This is a genomic window from Flavobacterium sp. MDT1-60 (assembly GCF_014844035.1).
In the GTDB taxonomy this organism is placed as follows: domain Bacteria; phylum Bacteroidota; class Bacteroidia; order Flavobacteriales; family Flavobacteriaceae; genus Flavobacterium.
Genome location: NZ_CP062159.1, coordinates 2,842,634 through 2,866,192, shown reverse-complemented (window position 1 = coordinate 2,866,192; position 23,559 = coordinate 2,842,634). Strand labels below are relative to the sequence as shown.

At 36.7% G+C, this 23,559-nt stretch carries 13 protein-coding genes; 4 read left to right on the top strand and 9 right to left on the bottom strand.

Annotated features, from left to right (window positions below):
* Positions 1-11: 11 nt before the first annotated feature.
* Positions 12-2,150: a bifunctional aldolase/short-chain dehydrogenase gene (locus tag IHE43_RS12160; protein WP_192184125.1), complete on the bottom strand. Its 2,139-nt coding sequence runs from the start codon at positions 2,148-2,150 to the stop codon at positions 12-14.
* A 28-nt stretch (positions 2,151-2,178) separates the two neighbouring features.
* Positions 2,179-3,228, bottom strand: a complete 1,050-nt coding sequence (gene rhaT / locus IHE43_RS12155; protein ID WP_192184124.1) for an L-rhamnose/proton symporter RhaT — start codon at positions 3,226-3,228, stop codon at positions 2,179-2,181.
* A gap of 392 nt (positions 3,229-3,620) precedes the next feature.
* Between rhaT and IHE43_RS12150 the strand changes: the two genes are divergently transcribed.
* Positions 3,621-4,661, top strand: coding sequence for a GntR family transcriptional regulator (locus tag IHE43_RS12150; protein WP_192184123.1), 1,041 nt, complete (start codon positions 3,621-3,623; stop codon positions 4,659-4,661).
* A 309-nt stretch (positions 4,662-4,970) separates the two neighbouring features.
* On the opposite strand, the gene IHE43_RS12145 is transcribed toward IHE43_RS12150, so the two are convergent.
* The 4 genes from IHE43_RS12145 to IHE43_RS12135 form a co-directional block, all read right to left on the bottom strand.
* Positions 4,971-6,848, bottom strand: a complete 1,878-nt coding sequence (locus IHE43_RS12145; protein ID WP_192184122.1) for a rhamnogalacturonan lyase — start codon at positions 6,846-6,848, stop codon at positions 4,971-4,973.
* 254 nt (positions 6,849-7,102) lie between these two features.
* Positions 7,103-9,229, bottom strand: coding sequence for a hypothetical protein (locus tag IHE43_RS12140; RefSeq protein ID WP_192184121.1), 2,127 nt, complete (start codon positions 9,227-9,229; stop codon positions 7,103-7,105).
* 205 nt (positions 9,230-9,434) lie between these two features.
* Positions 9,435-10,295, bottom strand: a complete 861-nt coding sequence (locus IHE43_RS23605) for a hypothetical protein (protein WP_225585065.1) — start codon at positions 10,293-10,295, stop codon at positions 9,435-9,437.
* Positions 10,270-12,846, bottom strand: a complete 2,577-nt coding sequence (locus IHE43_RS12135; protein WP_225585063.1) for a DUF4450 domain-containing protein — start codon at positions 12,844-12,846, stop codon at positions 10,270-10,272. Before IHE43_RS12135 ends, IHE43_RS23605 begins: the two co-directional genes overlap by 26 nt.
* Before the next feature lie 245 nt (positions 12,847-13,091).
* Between IHE43_RS12135 and IHE43_RS12130 the strand changes: the two genes are divergently transcribed.
* From IHE43_RS12130 to IHE43_RS12120, 3 genes are all read left to right on the top strand, one after another.
* A complete protein-coding gene (locus IHE43_RS12130; RefSeq protein WP_192184120.1) occupies positions 13,092-14,459 on the top strand; it encodes a rhamnogalacturonan acetylesterase in 1,368 nt (455 codons plus the stop codon).
* A 21-nt stretch (positions 14,460-14,480) separates the two neighbouring features.
* Complete coding sequence (locus IHE43_RS12125; protein ID WP_192184119.1) at positions 14,481-17,336, top strand: glycoside hydrolase family 2 TIM barrel-domain containing protein; 2,856 nt, start codon at positions 14,481-14,483, stop codon at positions 17,334-17,336.
* Positions 17,337-17,583: 247 nt separating this feature from the next.
* On the top strand, positions 17,584-19,092 hold the full coding sequence (locus tag IHE43_RS12120) for a rhamnogalacturonan acetylesterase (RefSeq protein WP_192184118.1): 1,509 nt from the start codon (positions 17,584-17,586) through the stop codon (positions 19,090-19,092).
* 138 nt (positions 19,093-19,230) lie between these two features.
* Here IHE43_RS12120 and IHE43_RS12115 read toward each other — a convergent pair whose 3' ends face one another.
* The 3 genes from IHE43_RS12115 to IHE43_RS12105 all read right to left on the bottom strand — a co-directional run bounded on the left by IHE43_RS12115 (position 19,231) and on the right by IHE43_RS12105 (position 23,431).
* A complete protein-coding gene (locus IHE43_RS12115) occupies positions 19,231-19,407 on the bottom strand; it encodes a histone H1 (protein ID WP_026983373.1) in 177 nt (58 codons plus the stop codon).
* Between the two features lie 231 nt (positions 19,408-19,638).
* The gene (locus IHE43_RS12110; protein ID WP_192184117.1) at positions 19,639-21,021 is read right to left on the bottom strand and encodes a sulfatase-like hydrolase/transferase; all 1,383 of its coding nucleotides are present in this window, start codon (positions 21,019-21,021) and stop codon (positions 19,639-19,641) included.
* 1 nt (position 21,022) lies between these two features.
* Positions 21,023-23,431, bottom strand: a complete 2,409-nt coding sequence (locus tag IHE43_RS12105; protein ID WP_192184116.1) for a glycosyl hydrolase 115 family protein — start codon at positions 23,429-23,431, stop codon at positions 21,023-21,025.
* Positions 23,432-23,559: the final 128 nt, after the last annotated feature.

Sequence of the window (23,559 nt, the reverse complement as noted above, 5' to 3'; positions counted from 1 at the left end):
AAAAACTATTTTTATCTATAGAAGCCCATTGATACTCCGCCGTCTACGTTTAAGGCATTTCCTGTCGATTTACTCAACAATCCTCCTGTAAACGCAAAACACGCATTGGCAATATCATCAGGCAATATGATTTCATTTAATAAGGTGCGTTTGGCATAGTAAGCCGGTAATTCTTCTACCGTAATACCATACGCTTTGGCACGACCTTCTGCCCATCCTCCAGACCAGATATTCGAGTCTGAGATTACAGCATCCGGATTTACCGTGTTCACACGGATTTTATCAGCTCCAAGCTCCGCTGCCATAAGGCGAGTCAAGTGAGCCTGGGCTGCTTTGGCCGATCCATATCCAGGGTTGTTCGGACCTGCAACAACAGCATTTTTAGAAACAATGTTTACAATGTCTCCGCCAAAGCCTTGTTTACGCATTACTTCAGTTCCGGCTTTCGATACAATAAATTGTCCTTTTACCAGAATGTCATATAATCTGTCCCATTCTTCAAGGGTATGTTCGGCGATTGATTTTGAGATACTGATTCCGGCATTGTTTACCACGATATCCACGCCTCCAAAAGCAAGGCAAGCTTCGTCTAATGCTTTTTCAGTGCTCTTTTCATCTGTTACATTCAATAGTGTACTTGATACGGCATCTTTTCCGAATGACTTGATAAAGTCTTTTGTTGCTTCTTCCAGTCTTTCTTCATTGATATCATTGATAATGACACAGGCGCCTTCCTGAGCAAATTTCCTGGCAATTGCCTTTCCTATTCCTCCGGCTGATCCGGTGATTAGGGCTACTCTTCCTGAAAGTGCTTTTGGTTTTGGCATTCTTTGAAGTTTAGCTTCTTCGAGTAACCAATATTCAATATCAAAAGCTTCCTGATGTGGCAGTGAAGTATATTCTGAAACTGCCTCTGCGCCTTTCATTACGTTCACTGCATTCACATAATATTCTGATGCCAGACGTGCCATGGTTTTATCCTTGGCAAAAGTGAACATTCCAACTCCGGGATATAAAATTACCACAGGGTTTGGGTCACGCATCGCTGGTGAATTATCTTTTTTACATTTGTTGTAATAATCCTTGTACATCGCTCTATAGCCTTCAAAAGCAGGTTGTAATTTTGCTTTGATAGCGTTTACATCTGACAGGTCTTCGTTTGGATCCAGTTCCAAAACTAGCGGACTGATTTTAGTTCTTAAAAAGTGGTCAGGACAAGAAGTTCCAAGCGGGGCCAATTTCTCTAAATCATTAGAATTGATGAATTCCAAAACTCGTGCATCATCGGTATAATGTCCGATCATCTGGCGCTCTGATGAGCAGAATCCTCTCAGGATTGGAGCTACTTTTGCAGCTTTTAATCTTCTTTGGTCCAGCTCAAGGCTTTCTATTTTTTGTCCTCCAAAAACAGGACGTTTTTTTCCATAGTTGTTCTCAAGGTAAGTCGCACATTTCTCGATTACTTCAAGTGTATTGATATAACTTTCATACGCGGTGTCTCCCCAAGTGAAAAGTCCGTGAGAACCCAGCATGATGCCTCGTAATTTTTTTCCTTTTTTCTCTGCTTCTTCAAGACAAGATCTTAACTGAAGTCCAAGGTCGAACCCAGGACGCTGCCAGCCCACCCAGCCGATTTCACCATTGAATAATTCTTCGGTGATTTTTGCCCCGTCTTTTGCTGCTGCAATGGCAATAGCCGCATCAGGATGCAGGTGGTCAATATGTTTGAAGGGTAAAAATCCGTGTAATGGTGTATCGATAGAAGGCGCTTTTGAAGCCAGATCGAAAATACAGTGGTTGAATAATTCTACCATCTCATCTTCGAATTCAATGCCTCTGTAAACATTCTCCAGATTACGAAGTCTCTCTAAATAAAGTGCCGCACAACCTGATTTTGTCAGTGTTCCGATATCTCCCCCCGAACCCTTGATCCACATTACTTCTGAGTCTGCTCCCGTTAAAGGATCCTTGTCCGTAATTTTAACTGAAGTATTTCCTCCTCCGTAATTGGTCAATCGCAAATCAGCTCCCAGTAAATTGGAACGATAAATGAAAAGCGCTACTTCATCTCCTGCCAAAGCTGCTGCCTTAGACTCATCCCAAAGGTAGCTTACATGCTTAAAATTCAAATTTGTATTTATATTCGACATTGGTTATAATTGGTTGGTTATTTGTTTTTTATAATGAATTTCCGATTCCGACTAAAACAATCGAAAGCATAATTAATCCGATTCCCCATAAAAAAGTTCTGAAAGTCTTTTTCGACACTCCTGACCATTCTTTCAAATAGAATCCCCAGAAATTTGCAGTAAGGATAATCGTTGCCATGTGTAGAATCCATGAACTTGCTCCGTTTCCTAATTTGCTCTCTCCCATTCCGTAGAAGAAAAACTGCAAAAACCACATGGTTCCGGCAAGAGCAGAAAAAAGAACATTTTTAGTAATTGGAGTTGCTGTATTCGTATAATCTCCAAAAGTTTTATTCTTGAAGTTAAGATACATACACCAGATAAAATTGGTTGTAAGTCCACCCCACATCAAAACGATATAAGTTACATTATTTTGAAATAAAGGATTACAGCCCGCTACAACAGCTGCTTCTGCCATTGGTTTTCCGGCTTCAATTCCGAAATTGAAAAATGAACTCAAAATACCTGAGATCACTGCGATAATAAGACCTTTTGTAAGACTGAAATCTTTGTCTTTATCTTCGTGTCCTGTTGCAAAATCTTTTTCTTTCAAAATCCCTGCTTTCCCTGAAATAGCAATTCCTAAAAGGCAAACTACAACTCCCAATAAAACGAGTTGTCCACCTTGATTTGAAAGCATATGACTAAATGAAATTTTTCCTTCAGTAGGATATATATCATAATAAATAGAAGGTACTAAAGCTCCAAAAGCAGAACAAAATCCTAAGATAATAGAGTTCCCAAGAGACATTCCAAGGTAGCGAACCCCTAACCCGTAAGTTAGTCCACCAATTCCCCAGATTAATCCCATTGTATAGGTAAACGCTTTGATTGTTGGCGATGCTGCCGCGATAACTTCTGTAAAATGTGGAATCGTTAAATAAGCTGCAATGGGTGGTACAATTAACCAGGAAAAAAAACCTCCTACGATCCAGTAGCTTTCCCAAGCCCAGTCTTTAACTTTTTTGAATGGCATATAAAAACTCCCTGAAGAAAATCCTCCAATGGAGTGAAAAATGATTCCTAATAATGATTCCATTTATTGTTTTTGTTTGTGGTTATTTGTGATAGTTAATCTCGTTTTGTAAAATAAGAGAATGTATAAAACAAAACTATCCTGTACTATCCTTTATGATTTGCATTTATGTTAAAACCGAATAATATTGCAAAGAAGAACGCATTTATAGTCGATAAATAAATTTAAAATTTCTATTTTAGCAATCGATTTCGCAATTGTTATATCCACAATTAGCCTTTAAATTAGCAAATCACCAAAATATGAAAGTATTACCTTATTTAATTGGATACTTTTATCGAAAAAGCAGCAAAAAATGGTGTTGAGAAATTTTTTCGAATTCAGCTTTTAATACAAATTATAATTCAGAATTATGTTACGCTTTTATTTAAAACATAATTTGCAAGACTTACAAAATGATTAAACTTATTAAAATCGATGAAGATTCAAGGGTTCCTAAATACAAACAAATTGTAGACTCTATCCTGCAAAATATTGCTAACGGAAATTTGAAGATAAATCAAAAAATACCTTCCATAAATAGCTTTAGCGAAGAGTTTTACATGTCTCGCGATACGGTTGAAAAGGCGTATAACATATTAAAGGAACGAAAAATCATTTCTTCTATCAGAGGAAAGGGCTATTATATTACCCGAACCAAACTTGAATCTAAAGTAAACATATTGTTTTTATTTAATAAACTGAGTGCGTATAAAATGAAAACGTACAACTCGTTTATTGATACTGTTGGTGCCAATGCACATACCGATTTACATATTTATCACTGCGATGAAACCTTGTTTTTGAATTTATTGGATAAGTTTGAAGGTGCATACGATTATTATGTTATCACAACACACTTTAAAACGGATGAACTGAAACATTTAAGTTTTACGGATGATGTTGTAAAAGCCATTCAAAGAATTCCACAAGAAAAACTGGTTATCATGGATAACATCAAGCTAAATATGGATGGTGAAATTATCAAGATTTATCAGGATTTTGAAAATGACATATACAACGCACTAAAAGAAGGGCTTTCTAAAATAAAGAAATACAAAAAACTTATTTTGGTTTATCCGGAAAAAGCGGTTTATCCTTACCCACGCCGAATCTTACACGGATTTAGAAAATTCTGTGTGGAATACGAAATAAATTTTGAAATTCTCGATGAAGTTTATGACGATATGATCCTTAAAAAAGGAGATTTATTTATTACTATCGAAGAATCTGATCTGGTTAATTTGATGAAACAAATCAGAGATGAAGAATATGAATTAGGAAAAGATATTGGCGTTATTTCGTATAACGATACGCCATTAAAAGAACTTCTAGGTATCACTGTAATGTCCACCGATTTTAATGTAATGGGAGAAACTGCAGGACGAATGATTTTGAATAAGGAAAAAGGATCTGTAAAGGTGCCTTTTAATTTTATTGATAGAAATTCGATTTAGAGTTTTGCCACGAAGACACAAAGTCGCCAAGTTTTTTTCTTTTTAATCTCGCAAAGACGCAGTCCCGAGGCTTCGGGAGCAAAGTTTAAGTTTTTGACTATTAAAATGAGTTGCCTCCTGCTTTAGCTGAAGGTTAAATGAATCCTATTTGAAAAGGTTTTAGCCAAAAAAACACTCGTTTTTGACTAAAGCCTTTTTTACTTACCTATATTAATTACCTCCAGCTAAAGCAGGAGGCTATTCAATATTTATTTAAAAAACTTCGCTCCCGAAGCCTCGGGACTGCGTCTTTGCGAGATTAAAAACTCCCTACAACCTTTGCCCCTTTGCCCCTTTGTCACTTTGAACCTTAACTAAAACTATATTCGGTTTAGGTGCCGGTTTCATGTCTTTTCCCATATAAAAACTCGTGTGTGGTGGCTGATTGTATCCTACATTTTGCCAGGCTATACTTAATCTGTATTGTGAATCGTGCATTAGCGTATATTGCCTAACTTCAGTTGGAATCGTTGTCGAATAAATTCTTAATTCTTTATTGTCTTCCGATCTTAAAATTAATTCTTCTCTCCAGTCTCCCAAAATATCTGCAGAAAGTGCCGGTGTTGATTTTGTGCCATTATTGGATGCGGCTCCAGTGGCGGTAAATAATCTTCCTGCATTATACTTATCAATGTAATTTGAATTCAGGAGTTCTCTTGAAGTATCACCATCCCAATAAATTAAAAAATTTGTTGATGTTGGTGCTTTTCCAATCGCATTTCCTTTCATATCATGTAAGTCCGGAGAGCCCGACCACCAACATTGTGCACCCTTTCTGGTCGGGTCGATATTGTCTGCAACACCACGACCAACATCTTCATTTAGAGAAGCAGTAAACAAAACTTTTCCATCAGCGGCTGAAAAGAATGTCACTCCCGGACCTGTTGTTCCGTTTTCGATTTCATGTATTCCGAAAACTTCTAAGCCCGGAACATCCAAATCGAGATCCGTAACGTGCAAAGCGTCGCCATGTCTAAAACCAGTGGTATACAAACCTTGTCCGTTATCATCAACACACATAGAACCGTAGACAATTTCATCTTTTCCGTCATTATCCACATCGGCTACTGTAAGTCCATGATTTCCCATTCCGGAATAAGGATTTTCAGCATCTTTGCTATCAAAAATCCATCTTGACGTAAGTTTTCCATTTTTAAAATCCCAGGCCGCTAAAACCGTTCTTCCATAGTAACCACGACACATCACCACACTTGGATGAATGCCGTCTAAATAGGCAATACACGCTGTAAAACGATCGATTCTGTTTCCTTTGGTATCATTTCCACCGCTTCCGCCATGTCCACCCCAACCTCCAAGATCACCACGCTCTGCGATATAATCTACAGTTGTAACTAGTTTTCCGGTTCTTCCATCAAAAACCGAAAGATATTCCGGGCCTTTCAAAATTTTTCCATAAACAGGAGAATTTGGATCTCTGTCTACCCAGTCTTTCGAGGCATCTCCTACTACATTATTTTGGCTGTCGGTTGTTCCATCTGCTGTTTTACAAACGAATTCTGAAATTCCATCGCCATCTAAATCGTACACCATAAACTGTGTATAGTGTGCGCCTTCGCGGATGTTCTTTCCTAAATTAATTTGCCATAAAAGTTTTCCGTCCAAAGTATAAGCCTGAAATATGGGTGGATCTGTTATTCCGGTATGCGAATTGTCGTGGGCTTTTCCAGTCATATGCACAATCAAATCATATCTTCCATCGCCGTCTAAATCGCCAACAGAAAGATCATTCGGAATGTAACCTTCAACTGGTTTTAAAACAATTGATAAATAATCTTTATCCGGACTTGCTGCGGGAATAGTAAAACTTCCTTTTGCATCTGTTTCTTTTCCTTTTAAAACTGTTTTTACAAACCAGGTATTTTCTTCTTGCGGATTTGCTTTGGTATCTATAAAATTTGTGGCACCCGAAATTGGTTTGTCATTTAATTTGATTGCTTTTTTAGTACCGCTTTTTCGATATAAATTGAAAGCCAGATCATCAGCATCAGTTCCTAAAACGCGCCAGCCAATAAAAAACTGACCTTTATCTTTAACGGCAATAATACCACGGTCCAGGTTTTCCATTTGTCGTTGCGCAAAAATGGAGCAAGATAAAAATAACAGTAATAATAGAATTCTATTTTTCATAATTGTCTTTTTTATGTGGATTAGAAAGTTTCACGCAGATTTAAAAAGATTTAAGCAGATCAGCACAGATTTTTATTTTTAAAGCAATCTTGTCATCCTGACGGAGGAAGGATCACACTAGAAGCGCCGCAAAGTAATTTTCCAATCTTTGTCGAGTTTCTAGTGTGATCCTTCGTTCCTCAGGATGACAAACTGGATGCAAAAAACTTAGAACCTCAGAACCTCAGAACCTTAGCAACTTAGTATCTTAAAAATCAAAACATCTTTTTAAATCCTTCACTTTTTACTTTCCATGTTCCATCTTTTGGGAAGCCCGGGTTTTCTTCTGTGGTTCCATCCCAACCCGCGCACATCATGGCAACAGCAGTCAATAGTCCTCCGTTTCCGGGAAGGTATAAAGTCAGTCTTTCTGCCTGATAATTATGTCCGTTTTTTAAATATGTATTCGTGGTAACATTCATAAATAAGGCATCAATTGCTTTATCCGGCATGTTTAAACGCGCTGCAGACATTGCGGTCATTGGGAAGTCCCAACCCCATGTTTTGTCCCATGACCATGTTTTCCAAACCAGATCAAACGTATTTTTCATGATTTTTTTATCCAAAAGAGAAGTTTCAGGAAGCATTCCGAAAGTCCCTAAAACGGATGGATGATCGGTTTTGAATTCTGGATTGGTGTACGAATCTGTTGCACTTTCAGTAGCCAGATAAACCTGATCAGCGATTGGCAATGGCGATAATTTATCCAAAACCGTTTCCCATTTTTCCGGTACTTTTTGGTTTAATTTTTTCTTCCAGGCGATTGCTGTTTTTAGAGCCCAATTCCAATACGCTAATTCATATGTTGGGTTAAAAGTTTCCATTGCTTTGAATCTTTCCTGCGCCGGAATCACGCCTGGTCCTAACACATAACGATCCTTTTTAGCGTCGTAATTGGCAAACGAAGCCATAAAATCAGCTGTTGCAAAAACTCTTTCACTGTATAAATTTAAAGTTGAAGTTGTTGGTTTGTCACGATACATTAATTCGGCATACGTAATAAAATGTGGTTGTTGCCAGATCAAAAATGAACCGACAGATGACGGACTTTCATTCCCGTCAGGATCTGTCATTTTTTGCCATCTTGCTCCTTCAAAACCTTGTCTTTTGGCAATATTTTTAGCTTTATCAAAAATCTTTTGATACCACGGAAGACTTTTCTCTAATAATTCCGGTCTGCTCCAAAGTGCAAAATGAACACCATGCCACCAATGCATTTCTAAATGCGGTTTTCCATACCAGCTGTTGTATGTCAGACCCGTTTCCTGAGGCGGCACTTTTCCTGTACACTGTACTTTTGTTAAATATTGAGATAATATAACTCTTCGCTCTAATTCAGGAGCACGTTTGTCTGTACTTCCTGAAAAATCTACAGCTGCTCCGCTTTTCCAGAATTGTTCCCAGCCTTTTATACTGCTACTTTCAATATCCGAAAAAGAAGAATTTGTAGCCGATTTTTTATCGGCTAAAGCAAAAAGACAACTTACTTCCAAAGTATTGGTATTCGATGCTTCAATCACAAAATAATGATCTGCAATCTTTTTAATTTGCGCATTTCCTTTCCAATTCAAATTGACATTATACGAAATGCTATCCATCACATGTGTTATAACCGCTTCTGTTTTTGATTTTTCAACTAATGTGCTTTTGTAATCGTCTTTTCCTTCCCATTTTGTTCCCATATCCGCCCAATCTCCGGTTGGAAACGGAATTCTTAAACTGATTTTTAAACGTTTTTGCGGCAATAGATCTGATTTCACTTTCACGCCAATCGCGTCTTTTTCCTGATGTGAAACCGTTAAAACCGTTACCGGAGTTCCTTCTACTTCAAAATAACTTTCGATTTCTCCTGTCCATAAATTCAGTTTTTGTGAAATGGATTTGATGTCTTCCGGTTTTGCCTGACTTCCATCTTTTTTAGTGACTTCAAAACCTAAATTCCCCAACTGCAATAAATGCGGATTTTGTCTGAACCAGTTTACAGCTTCTACTTTTCTTGCTGGTTCCTTAATCTGAACCGTATACGATATGTCCCTCCCATACTGTTTGTAATCACGTAAAGTTTCAGAGAATTTATATCCTTTGGTATTTTTATAACTGTCCCATCCCCACTCTGACTGCGTTCCTAAAGGAATTCCATTTTGGTATTTCTTAGGAAAAGTCTGCAATCCGGTAGCATCAACAGTAAAAGCAAATGCACCGTTCCCGACAGTTAAAGAAGCCAGAGTATCGATGGCGGTTATTTGAACGTTATGTCTGGTTACCAAAGCTTTTCTGTCTATTTTTTGGGCAAATAGCGAAGCCGAAAATAGCATTCCAATAAGTAAGAGGTGTTTTTTCATTTGGTTATTTTTTGATAGTTTCAAGTTTTATTTTTTGTTTCAGGTTTCAGGTTTCAGGTTGAAATGAGAAAAAATTTAACCGCAAGGTGCGCAAAAGTCTACGCGATGTACGCAAATCTTTGCGAACCTATTAAAGCTAACTGCAAACACACCAAAATAAAAACTTTGCGTGCTTTGCGGTAAAAATTTTATACTACCCATATCTTTATCTAATTAACGTAAGCCCCATCAAACCAATAACTACATCATTTGCAATCGTTCTCAAAGTAAGATTCTTTAATGTTTTATTTTTATTTAATGGCAATTCCAAAATCGTTCCCCCACCGCCATCAATTCCGTAATTTGAAAATCCTTTTATCGTTTTAAAATCTTTAAAGTTTCTTGAAATTTCTCCCGATTTAAAATATACTCTTGGAGGTTTTGGAGCATCTGTGGTAAAAGCCAGGCCGTCTACGAAATAATCCTGTTCAATCGGCCACCAGTTTTCCGGATTTTTTAATGGTAAAACTTCCGATGTTCCATCTGTATATTCTACTTTAATTTCACCATTTACCATTCGGCTTTGCATTGGGTTCGTTGTTCCGGTCATCATAAAATAAGCATGTGAAGCTTTTCCGTCAAGCGGAATAATAACACTTTCCGGGAAATTATCCCACATTGAAGTGAAAACTATATTCTTCAAATTTTCATCAGAAGGCGTTTGAAAGGGAATCCCATTAGGAGTTGTAATTTGTCCGTTTGCTTTTGCTTTTTGGCGTAAGCCTGAATCATCAATTTTTACCGATACATTTGGATAACACCAATTCCCAATTCCTTGTTTTGGTAGTTGTAAGGTTACCGTTTTTGGTCTTGGTGAAAGATATTCGTAACTAAAAATATCGGTTACTTTCGAATTAAAAAAGGATGAAAGCGAAACGGTTTCTATTTTTGTGGATTTATCTAAAGGAACATCCCAATTTGTTTCCGTTTTATTTGATTTCTCTGCAGCTTTAATACTCAAATCAATGGGATTCCACCACGATAACTCACCTTGTTTTAATTCAATAAAAAAAAACTTTATGTCCATCACTATTGATTTTCGCTTTAAGTGAATTATCTGTTTTTGAAATCGCACTTAAAATCAATTGCGGATCATTAACAGAAACAATTTTAGCTTTTGAAGAAGTCAGATTCAATGATTCACCAGAAGTATAAAGTGTTTCCGATTTTAATTCTTCTAAAACATTTCCTTTCCAATTAATGATCACATCATAAACAGAATTATAAGGTACTTCAATACTTATTTTGGGAGTTCCAATACTTTCCGGAATCGCTTTCCAACTTACCGTTTTTCCATTTACTTTGATACTTTCAATTCCGTCAAAAGGCGCGTTTAAAATCAATTTTAAGTTCATTTTTGACGCCAAACGATTCTCAATTTTATAAGCATCTTTTTTATTTTCTCTTTTGAAAGAAAAAGAAATATCCGGAATTTCTAAAGAAGCTTCCTTCCATTTTGAAGGAAAACCGGGCTTAATCGTTAAAACTCCTGCAAGCGCGTCTGGCTGGATTCCGTAAAGCCCTTCCACTAAAGTACGTGACGCCATACCAATCGGATCTGCAAAATCACGATACAATTCACCACGAATGGCATCCTGATATAACAGCTGTTCAAAACCTCCCGGAGAAGCTCCCAAATACATACTTTCAATCAAAGCGCTTTCCCACATTTTGTACGCTTCTTCCGTTTTTCCACCTTGCCAGAAAGCCAATGCCGTATGCAATTGTTCAGCCAAAGCCACATTGTTGATGGACCACGTATAGGGCTGCCAATTGGTTGTGCTAATTACATAAAGGTCTTTTTTATCAAGACCTTCTGCTGAAATCGGGATATGCGGAATGTAATTATCGACATAACCCAACATTTGATAACTTTCAAACGGATTCGACAGCTCCGAATCTATTGTATGGTAAATGCTCCAAATACCAGGCGTGTCATGTAATAATCGGTTTCCGTGTGCGTCTTTATATTCGGCGAAAATTCCCTTATTCGGAATCCAAAGCTGTTCGTTTGTGGCTTTTAAAATTTTATCTGCTTCTTTAGAAAATGGTTCTGGATTTGCATCTATTTTTTTTGCCGTTTCAGCAACTGTTTTGTTGGCATAATAATTATAGGCCGAAGAATGAATAACGCCGCCACCGCTGTATTGCAAGGCATCGCTGGCCCAAATAGACGCGTAAGCATCGTAGACTCCATCGCCATCTGCATCAAAATTTCGTTTTTCCCAATTCAAATGTCTTTGAATCGTTGGCCACATTTCTTTCATAAAGGCAGTATCACCCGTCCATTTAAAATGACGCAGCATCTGATCGATAAAAACCAAATTCATGTCATAATGATGTGCCACAGTATTTTTATTCGGATGTCGGCTAATGTATCCACTGCTGAACATTGAGATTCCGATTTCTTCTTTCTGGCGTGCTAAATTCTTTTCTTCATCAAAAACCACCGGTCCATTTTCCGGCGTTGTAACCTGCGATTTGCTATAACTCTCAAAATGTGATTTTGCTCGATCGTGCCATCCTAAAGGATCCGCAGTATAAGCACCACGCCAGGCATTTAAGTACATTCTCCACGCAATCGCACCATGAAGATACGCGGGCCTTTCCCAAATTCCGTCAGAAGCAATCGATAGTGCGGCACCTAAAGTATTGATATAAGGATCCGGCGTTACAACCTTAACTCTATTAGCCAAAACCTGTGTTTGCTGTACTGATTTCTCATATAATGCAGCCAGGCCTTTTTGCGAAACATCAATTTTTAACTCTTCAGTCGTTAAAAGCCAATAGTTGCTTTTTTCAGTAATTGAACTTATTTTTCCTGTAATAATGGGCAATGTTTCAGCATTAGAAGCAAACAGTTCAAAAGGTGTTTTTTGCTGATTTGCATTGGCTAAATGTGCTTCTGATTCCGAAAAAAATCCAACAAGGCTTTTGTTATTTCCTGTTTTTTGTCTGTTGCTTTCAGAGCCGTATTCCAATAAAAAAGATTGTTTTTGGATTGTATATTTATTATTGATGCAGTAATTCGGCTGTAAATAAAACACCGATTCCGGATCAGCACCAATATCGCCATCACGACTAAATTTCTTGCCTGTTGCGCCACCAAAAGCCCATATTAAATTGGCATTTTTAGAAATGTTTTTTCCATAAACTTTTACAATAAAACCTTCTTTTTCTTTTAGAGCAACAACATCAACAAATAATTTTCCGTTTCCTAAAATAGCATCTTCAATTGTATACTGCATAATTCCCAAAACATATCTCGTGTCAATTTTAGAGGCTTCGGTAATCCATTTGCTTTCTTTCCCGTTAATAATTCCTAGTTTGAAATTCCCTCCCATTCCCGGCATATACATGGCAAACTCAGGCAAATCGCCGGTTTCAACCCTAAAACCTGTGTTAGAACCATATAAAGCACGATTGAATTTTCGTGTTCCATTTTTTAAAACAAAACTATTTCCTTCTGGTGCATAATGTATTTTACGTATTACATTTTTTTCCTGACCAAATGAAACCATTGAACAGAGAAAAAATGTTGCGATAAGAAAGAAAATATGTTGTATTTTGATTTTCATAAAATTCATGCAAAAAGGCGTATTAACACTATTTACCAAACAAGTAACTTTATCAATTTATTCCTAATTATTTGATAATTCAACCGCAATTTCTCTGTTTTTTTATGGTATAGTATCCTGTACCTACCTGATTTTTATAATATAATAATTTATAATCCTACAACATTTTAACATCATAGTACAGGATACTATATAATAAAGGAACTGTTAGCTTTGAAAGTGAAATAAACTTAAATTCAGAAAAATTGATAAAAATCAGTACTTTTTTATGTGTCTTTTGTTTGGTTATGCCTGCTCCTTTTTTTGCAATGCATGTTGACAATCATTTAAATAACAATCACTTTCAATCAAAAACACATTTATCTGATAGCGTCAAAAATACAAAATCACTTTTGTTTCATTTTGGCACTTCAAAAGCTTCGAAAGGAATTGCAATCGATAAACCGATAGTTTACGATACTAATACAGGATTTGGTTTCGATTTTAATTCTTCTTCGAAAGTAAAAATCAATAGCAATTCTTTCTCTACAGAAAAACCAACCTACTTCTCCGTCCAACTTCCAGAAGGAAATTATCAGATTGAAGTTACCATGGGAGGCAACGAAAAAGCTTCAAACGTTTCTATAAAAGCCGAATCAAGAAGATTGATGTTAAATCAATTGTCTGTACCAAAGGGACAAAAAATAACCAAAACGTTCAATATAAATGTCAGAACACCCAAAATAGATGATCAATTAAATGTTACACTTAAAGACAGGGAAAAAGATATTTTGGATTGGGATGATAAACTGACACTTGAGTTTTTAGGCCAAGTTGCTATTCAGGATTTAAAAATTACGGCAAAAGATAATCTAACTGTGGTTTACTTAGCTGGAGATTCAACCGTTACCGATCAGGATGTGGAACCTTGGGCTTCCTGGGGACAATTTATTACCAACTATTTTGACGAGAGTGTTGTTGTCGCTAATTATGCTTATTCCGGTTCTTCGTTAAGTTCTTTTAAAAACGGAAATCGTTTAAAAAAGATCCTTACCCAAATTAAAAAAGGAGATTATCTGTTTGTGGAGTTTGGTCATAATGACGAGAAAATAAAAGGCGAAGGAAATGGCGCCTGGGGATCGTATTCAGATTTATTGACGGAGTTTGTACAATCAGCAAAAGATAAAGGCGCCATTCCGGTTTTAGTGACGCCAACGCAACGTCGTTTCTTTAATGAAAATGGTAGTTTGAAAGATACGCATGGAGAATTTCCGGATGCAATGCGTGCCGTTGCTCAGAAAAATAATGTTGCTCTTATTGATATTACTAAAATGACAACCGAATTATACGAAGCCTGGGGCGACGAACCTTCACGAAAAGCTTTTGTACAATATCCTGTCAATACTTTTCCGGGACAGGAAAAAGCATTGGATGACAATACCCATTTTAATAGTTTTGGCGCTAACGAAATTGCGCTTTGCGTTCTGAAAGGAATTCGCGAACTTGATATTCCGTTAAAGAAACAAATCAAAAAAGAAACACCAAATTACAATCCGAAGAAACCAAATTATATTTCGAGTTGGACACTCCCTATGAGCGACCAATTTGAAATAGCTAAACCAGATGGTAATTAACCATCGAAGAATTAACCAATTATGCAACTAAAAAATACTATCCAAAATCTCTCTATTGCTGCCTTTGCGCTTTTTATGACCCAAAATGGCCATGCACAGCAAACTGACAAAGTGTATCTTTCAGGTAAAGATTTTGAACATCCTGTACAATGGGATTTTTATTGTACGGGTGGCAATAACAGTCAAAAATGGTCCAAAATAAACGTTCCGTCCCAATGGGAATTAGAAGGTTTTGGTGAATATACCTACGGACGATGGTACAAGGAATTAGAGCAAAAAGAACCCAGTAAGGAAGAAGGTTTGTATAAATATGAGTTTGATGTTCCTGCTGATTATAAAGGCAAAGACGTTTTAATTGCCTTTGGTGGTGCCATGACGGATACAGAAGTTAAAATAAACGGAAAATTGGCCGGAGCGATTCATCAGGGTGGTTTTTATGAATTTAAATATGACATCTCTTCTTTACTGAAATATGGTTCTAAAAATCTTTTGGAAGTTCATGTTTGGAAACATTCTGCCAATAAATCAGTAAATGCAGCTGAAAGAAGAGCAGACTGGTGGTTGTTTGGCGGAATTTATCGTCCGGTTTGGCTGGAAGTGTCTCCTAAAACACATATTCAGAATATCGCTGTAAATCCAAAAATGGATGGTTCTATTACTGTTGATTTGAATCTTAAAGAGGTTCCGAAAAATACCACTTTAGAAGCTACATTAAAAGGTTTAAATGGAGAAAATTTCCAAACTTTCACTTTCCCTGTAAAAGCAAAAAGTACTGTAGCGAAGATAGCTGCACAATGGAAAAATATCAAACCGTGGAATCCTGAAACTCCAAATTTATATGATTTACAATTGGTTTTAAAACAAAACGGAACTGTAATTCATCAATATGATAAACGCATTGGTTTTAGAACATTAGAGTTTAAAAAACAAGACGGAATTTATATGAATGGTACTAAAATTATCATGAAGGGAATTAACCGACACTCGTTTTGGCCAGAAGGCGGACGAAGCACCAGCAAACGCATCAGCGAATTGGACGGAAAATTAATCAAAGACATGAATATGAATGCGGTTCGGGGGCACTACCCGCCAGACGAGCACTTCTTAGAAGTTTGCGATTCATTAGGTCTTTTTGTTTTGAATGAATTGGCCGGCTGGCAAAACTCTTATGACACAGAAACCGGCAAAAAAGTAGCAACTGAAATGATTACGCGTGATGTCAATCATGCCTCAGTTATTATTTGGGACAACGGAAATGAAGGCGGCTGGAATTATGACACTGATAAAGTTTTTGCAGACCTTGATCCGCAAAAAAGAATTGTGATTCATCCCTGGGCCGATTTTAATGGCTGGGATACCCACCACTATCCTACTTACTTAACCGGAATGCACCGTTTTAATGCTGGTGAAAATGTATTTTTCCCAACTGAATTCATGCACGGAACTTACGATAACGGACATGGAGCTGCTCTGGAAGATTTCTGGAATCGCTATAAAGAAAGTCCACTTTTTGCAGGAGGTTTTATGTGGGCGATGTTAGATGAAGCCGTAAAACGATCTGATTGGACGGGAGATGTGAAATTTGACTCGAAAGGTTCATTAGCCGCAGACGGAATTCTAGGACCACATCGTGAAAGAGAAGGTAGTTATTATACCGTAAAAGAAGTTTGGGCACCAATTCAGTTTCAGCCAAAACAGGTTTCTGAGAATTTTGATGGTTCTTTCTTCATCAAAAATGATTATCTGTTCAGCAATTTGAATAGCTGCAAAATGGAATTTAAAGTAATGAAAGCAGAGAATAATGTACTTTATTCTAATGGCGTTTTGTTAGCCATAAGTTCAGGAAAAATTGAACTTCCGAGTATTGATCCGGGTGAAACTCGTAAAATTCAATTTGCTGTTCCGAATAATTTTACTGAAGGCGATGTTTTATCAATCACGGCTTACGATCAGTTCAACAAAGAAATTTATACCTGGGCATGGCCCATTCACAAAGCTTTGTTTTATGCGAATAAATTCCTGGCGGTTCAAAACACAAAAGCTAAAGCTTCAGCAATAAAAACCGGAAATGAAATTACTTTAAAAGGAAGCGATATCACCGTTTCTTTAAACGCTACAACAGGAGAAATTACTTCTATTAAAAATGGAATCTCAACTATTCCGTTGACAAATGGTCCTCGTCCAATTGGAATGAAAGCCAAATTAAAAGATATTCAGGTTTCGCAAGATGGAGATAAAGCCATCTGTATTGTAAATTATTCTGGTGGTTTATCATCCATAAAATGGATTATGGAACCTGACGGAAGATTTAAAATGGAATTGGTTGCCCTGAAAAATGCTTCGGGCGGTGAAGGTTTTGATGGTGCTTTTTTTGAAGATAAGATCAATTCTTTCGGAATTACATTCAGCTTTCCGGAGAAAGAAGTTACAGGAATTAAATGGTTTGGAAGAGGCCCGTATCATGTTTGGAAAAACAGAATTAAAGGAACGACTTACGGCATTTGGGAGAAAGACTATAACAATACGATTACCGGAGAAAGTTTTGAGAATTTGATTTATCCTGAATTTAAAGGCTATCACGCCAATTTATTAGGAGCGAATTTAAAAGCCGGAGCATCATCATTTAAAGTTTTCAGTGAAAATGATAATTTATTCCTGAGATTGTTTACACCTGATTTGCCTAAAAATGGTTTCCCTGGAAGTTATCCTCAGCCGGCATTTCCGGAGGGCGATATCTCGTTTATGTATGAAATTCCAGCGATGAGAGATTTTAAACCTTTAGAACAACAAGGACCGCAAAGCCAGCCAACAAACATCCGAATCAAAAGCGGGGATGACGGAATTAAGATGAATTTGTGGTTTGATTTCAGAAATTAATTGCCACGAAGGCACAAAGGCGCAAAGTCTTTTATCTCTTTGTGCGAAGACACCGTAAAAGTTCACAAAGCTTGCGTACATCGCGTAACCCTTTGCGAACTTTTTAACCGCAAAGGCCGCTAAGATTTTATCTCTTTGTGCTAAGACACCGTAAAAGTGCGCAAAGCTTTGCGTACTTGGCGTAACCCTTTGCGAACTTTGCGGTTAAATGCACACATTTCACAACTCACAATTCACAATTCAAAATATGAAATCAATTAAAATACTCTCTGTCTTATGCCTTACGGTATTATTTTTCAATTTCACTTCAAAGCAAGATAATAAACCAACTGTTTATATGGTTGGGGATTCGACTGTGAAAAATGGCAAAGGTGACGGAGCTGGTGGGCTTTGGGGCTGGGGAGATTATATTGGTCAATTTTTGGACACTACCAAAGTCCATATTGAAAATCATGCTTTGGGCGGAACCAGTAGCAGAACTTTTCAGGATAAAGGTTTATGGATAGAAGTTTTAAACAAACTTAAAAAAGGCGATTATGTTTTGATTCAGTTTGGTCATAATGATGATGGGCCAATCAATGACACTATTCGCGCCAGAGGAACGATTAAAGGCATTGGAAATGAAACTCAGGAAATCGACAATCTAATAACCAAAAAACATGAAATCGTTCGCAGTTACGGCTGGTACATTCAGAAAGTGGTTCGCAAAGCCAAATCAAAAGGAGCTATTCCGATTATTTGTTCGCCAATTCCGAGAAACGACTGGAAAGATAGAAAAGTACCTCGTAACGATAAATCATATGGATTATGGGCCAAACAAATTGCTGAAAAGGAAAAAGTAACTTTCATCAATTTGAATGAAAGAATGGCACTTGAAATGGAAAAAACCGGCGAAGCAAAAGTAACCGGAACTTATTTCTACAAAAAAGACCATACGCATACGTCTGCAAAAGGCGCGGTGCTCTCGGCTTCAGTTATTATTAATGAATTGAAAACAAGCAAAAATTCTTTAAAAAATTACATTTTAGAAAATCCAAAAATTATACTTCCTGCAAAGAAAAAATTGTTTTTAATTGGAGATTCGACTATGGCAAGTAATGACGGTAATCCCGATGCTGTAGGTTGGGGAGTTGCTTTTCCGCAATATTGCGATACCACAAGAATTGAGGTTATCAATAAAGCCCGTGGTGGCAGAAGTACCAGAACCTTTGTTTATGAAGGACTTTGGGATGAAGTAAAAAACCAATTACAACCCGGGAATTTTATTCTGATTCAGTTTGGACATAACGATGCCGGCGCTGTTGACAAGGAAAAATTAAGAGGTTCACTAAAAGGAAATGGAGACGAAACACAGGAAGTGACGCGTCCTGATGGCTCAAAAGAAATCGTAAATACTTTTGGGTGGTATATGGCGAAATTCATCAGAGAAGCCAAAGAAAAAGGTGCGATCCCGATAGTTTTAAGCCAGACGCCAAGAAACGAATGGCCCAACGATAAAGTAGAACGCAGAACTGATACCTACGGAAATTGGTCTAAAATTGCAGCTGATAAAGAAGGTGCTTATTATATTGATTTGAATGAAATTGTCGCCCTGAAATACGAAGCTTTAGGAAAAGAAAAAGTAAAAGCATTCTTCCCGAAAGACCACACGCACACAGGTTTGGAAGGTGCTACACTAAATGCTTTGACCGTTGCCGAAAGCATTAAAAAAATTAAGGAATGTGGTTTGAAGGATTATATTGAAATTGGAAAATAATTGTAAATGGTGAATGGTTAATTGTGAATTATAAATGCAGAATTTATTCCTTTCAGAATTCACCATTTACAATTCACAATTAAAAAAAACCTCGTTTAATTGCTTAAACGAGGTTTTATCTTTTTAGTTCAAAAAAGATTATTTTTTTGATTCTTCGATAGAAACTTTTCTGAACTCTTTTAAAAGTTTTTCAAGTTCTAAAGTTGATTTACGTGCTCTAGCTCCGGCAGCTTTAATACCTTTTTCAGTTAAAGATTCAGCTTCTGCTTTGAATGTGTCAATTTCGGCGTTGATTTTTACTAATAGATCTTTCATGCTTATAAGTGTTAAATTAAGGCGCAAAAATAAAAGTTTGCTTGATAGATAACGCATCTTTAATGTTAAAATTATAACTCTTTTTGCCCTTTCCGTTAATAATAAATTAATCTCGACGCTTTACACTTTATTATCAATTACTTACCTCAAATAAATGCCAATCTTTTTTTCTTCTTAAATACTTTATACCACCTCTTAATACCTATTTACCTTAATTTCTCTATCCCTATCTTATTTAATATTCTCATTATTAACTTTTTTAGCATCCTTTTTAAACTGATTTTCGAGAGCAATTTTCATTTGTGCTCCAATTGCTTCATTTTGGCTCCAGACATTATTCTTTTCTTCCGGATCCTTTTCTATGTTATACAATTCATAATCTGCAGGTATTGCTTTGGGATGCCTCGTTCTGATTATTTTCCAGGGTTTGCTGATTAAACATTCCTGCAAATGGCCTCTAATGTAAATTTCCTGATTGGAAATTGTTTTGTTTTCAGCAATCATTGGCCAGATATTTTTTCCTTCTACAGTTTGAGGTAAATTCTTGTCACCAGTCAAAAATAAAATACTTGGCAACAGATCAATAACTGAAATATAATTTGAGTTTTTATAACTCTTCAAGTGATCTTTCCAATATAGCACACAAGGCACTCTTATAGCACCTTCATAGTTGGATGTTTTCCAGTCCCTAAGCGGCTTATTGTCTCCAAGTGTATTATTAGATGGATGAATGCCGTTGTATTCGTTTTTAGAATCCCAATTTTCCATAGCGCCATTGTCACTCATAAAAATTACCAATGTGTTTTTATCCAGTTTTTGCTGTTTTAATTTTTCAAGCAGTAAACCTATACTGTTATCCATATGGCTTACTGCCGCAGCATAATCTCTACGCGAAGGATCTTTGATAGAATTCAAATAAGGGTCTTTCCACCTTTTTTCTTCCTGCAAAGGAAAATGCGGGGCACTATAAGCAACCTGCAAAAAGAAGCTTTTATTAGGATCTCGTATTTCCGAAATCCATTTGATCGTTTCATCTGTTATTAAATCGGTGGCATGACCTTTTTCTTCAATAAATTCACCATTTCTATGCCAACTCTTATCTCCATTTTTGTACAGATGTGTGTATTGATCCAGCTGTCCGTGTAAAAAACCGTACGAATAGTCAAACCCATATGCTTTGGGACCGCTGCTGAGTTGCAATCCTAAATGCCATTTTCCGATAAGTGCCGTCTGATACTTATTTTGATGCAATAATTTCGGCAAAGTAGGTATTGAATCAGGCAGTTTGGTCTGATCCCGATCTCCAATTGGGGCAACAATTCCCATGCGGCTCGAAGGCCTTCCTGTTAAGAGACTGGCTCTCGTAGGTGAGCAAGTAGGATTAACATAAAACCGGTTGAGTTCTATACCGTTTTGAGCTAAATAATCAATGTTTGGTGTTTTGATTACTGAACCATGATAGCCAACATCATTCCATCCCATATCATCGGCAATAATCAAAATAATATTAGGTTTTTCTGCTAATCTCTTTTTAATTTCCTGACTATACGAAATTGAAAAACAAAACAATAGCGTGATTAACAACTGTATTTTTGTATTCCTCTTTTTCATCATTTTAATTAGCTTTTACCGTTATGTAATCCAATACAATTCCGGTTTGATTGACTTCTACTTTAACACTATGTTTTCCTTTTTGCAAATTTGACGCTGCTACTTTTACAATGGCACTGTTTCGCAACACATTTTCCTTCCAGGTTTTATCTCGATCTCTGGTATTGATTTTGAAAAACTGGGCTTTATTCCTATCCAATTGAACTCCTATTTCATCATCAAAATTGTTGGAATGCGTCGGAAGCAAATGAATGTCAATTTCGTAGTCTCCTGCATTTTCTATTTCAAATTCATATAAAACAAAAGGCTTTTCAGTTTTAAAATACTGCTGTTTTAACGCAAATAAGGTAACTGCATTATTGCTGTATCCCAAACCGTTAATAGTCTTCCAGTTATAATCTTTAAATCCTTTTTCAGAAATAAATTGATTCGCCTGAATAACAATTTGTTTTGAGCTTGATTTTGGGGATTCTTTAGAAAATGTATTCTTTTTAACCGCATCAAAAACAGGCAAATCCCTCGGATGCATCGACATCATATGCTTCCATTTTCCATTACTTAATTTGGTATTATAATAGTCCGTCAATTCTTCAATTTTCTGATAAGCTTCTGAGGCTAAAACCTGATATTTTTCCTTTTGATTTTCATCAGAAGTTGTCGCTTCTAAATTCCAATATAGAAATTTGTGATTCATATAGGCAGCACCTTTTACAGGATAAACTACCAATTGAAACCAGGCATCTTTTCGTTCTGCCGGAATCAAATCAGATAAATTATTTACCTTATCAATAAGTTTATCATACGCTTTAATTCTGTTCCAAATTTCTTCTTCAGAGAAATCTGAAAGTTTTACAGGCGTTGTTGGTTCTGTTTGACTCCAACCCATATATTCGGGCTTTCTGAGAAATGCTAAACGATAATATTCTTCGAAAATCACACTGACTTCTGCGCTTACTTTAGACGAAAATTCTCTTGAAGCCCAATCCTTTAAATAGTCGTTTAATCCATCTGATTTTATACTGTTGATGTTCCATGCTAAATCTAAAAAAAGTTCTGTGTCATATTCCGCAGGTTTGATGTCGCCAACATTTACAATCCACATTTTCTTTGCTCCGTTTTCGTATGCCTTATTCATTTCATACCAAATTAAACCCGGCTGCGTTGTACTTAACCAAAGATAATCATGTGGTCTTCCCCAGTAACTGATGTGATAATAAACACCACTCCCTCCCGTTCTTTTCTGTTCCTCTTCGTTACTCAAACGACGGATATATCCATAATTATCATCGGGCCAAACTAACGTAATATCATCCGGAACTTTGAGTCCGTTATCATATAATTCCAACACTTCTTTATACGGAACAAAGGCTTGCGGAATGGCTGACAGCCGCTTTTTGAAAGTATTCGAAAGCATTTCACGTTGATTAACAATGATTTTTTCGACCATTTCAATTGATGCTGCTAAATCTTTTGCGCCTTCCATTTTGCTGTCGTGTACGCCACGCATTCCCACTGTCATGATCGTCTCGTTCTGAGCCGATTTTAATTCGTCCAAACGATCCTGCCAATATTTATCGACTTGGGTTTTATTGGTAAAATAATTATACTCGCCGTAAATTTTTGGTTTCCATTCGTCAACATTATTCCGAAGCATTGGTTCTGCATGAGAAGATCCGATAATGATATGGTATTTTTGCGCCATTTCTTTATTCCCCGGAAGGGTAAAAAATCCTTTTGTAGACGGATGCATTGCCGACCAAATCGTGTTGGCTTTTAATCGCAACAATAACTGAAATATTTTTTCATACGTTTTTGGACCGATATCACCTGTTTCCGGTTCAAATGTTTTGGCCGCCCAAGGCTGCAATGCCCAATCTTCATCATTTAAAAAGATGCCCCGATATTGTACGGATGGCGCTGAAATTATTCCCTTACGGGGAAGTTGTAATGCTACCTTTTCTTTTTTTAGAGGATGTACATCTGCCCACCATTTCCATGGAGAAATTCCAAGTCGTTCTGCGATTTCAAAAATCGCATAAACGGTTCCGCGTACATCACTTCCTATAACTAATAAATTCTCTTTTTCTTTTTGGATGGAAAATTTCTCCCATTGATTTGCTACTTCTTTACTATTTTTTTGTGATTGAAATAGATTGGAAGACGATTCTCCAATATAAATACCACTTTTCAAAAATGAATTTGTTGGGATAATTTCTGGTCGTTTTCCAGTTATTTCCTTAATATTATCAGCCAAATCATTTACCGCCCAAACAATTAAAGCATCGGTATTTTTATCGATATAAATAGTTGCTGTTTGATTGGCATCCGCAATTGAAAAGTCAACCGAATTTTTATTTTGACTATAGGATGTCAAAGTTAAAATTGCGAAGATAAATGCTAGAAATTTATTCATAAATAATGTTTTTTTGCCACAAAGGCGCTAAGGCACAAAGTTTTCTATTCAAGCTTTGTGGTTACTTTGGGTTAGACGCACTGCTGTGCGTCTCTACAGACAACCTTTGTCCCTCTGAGCCTTTGAGC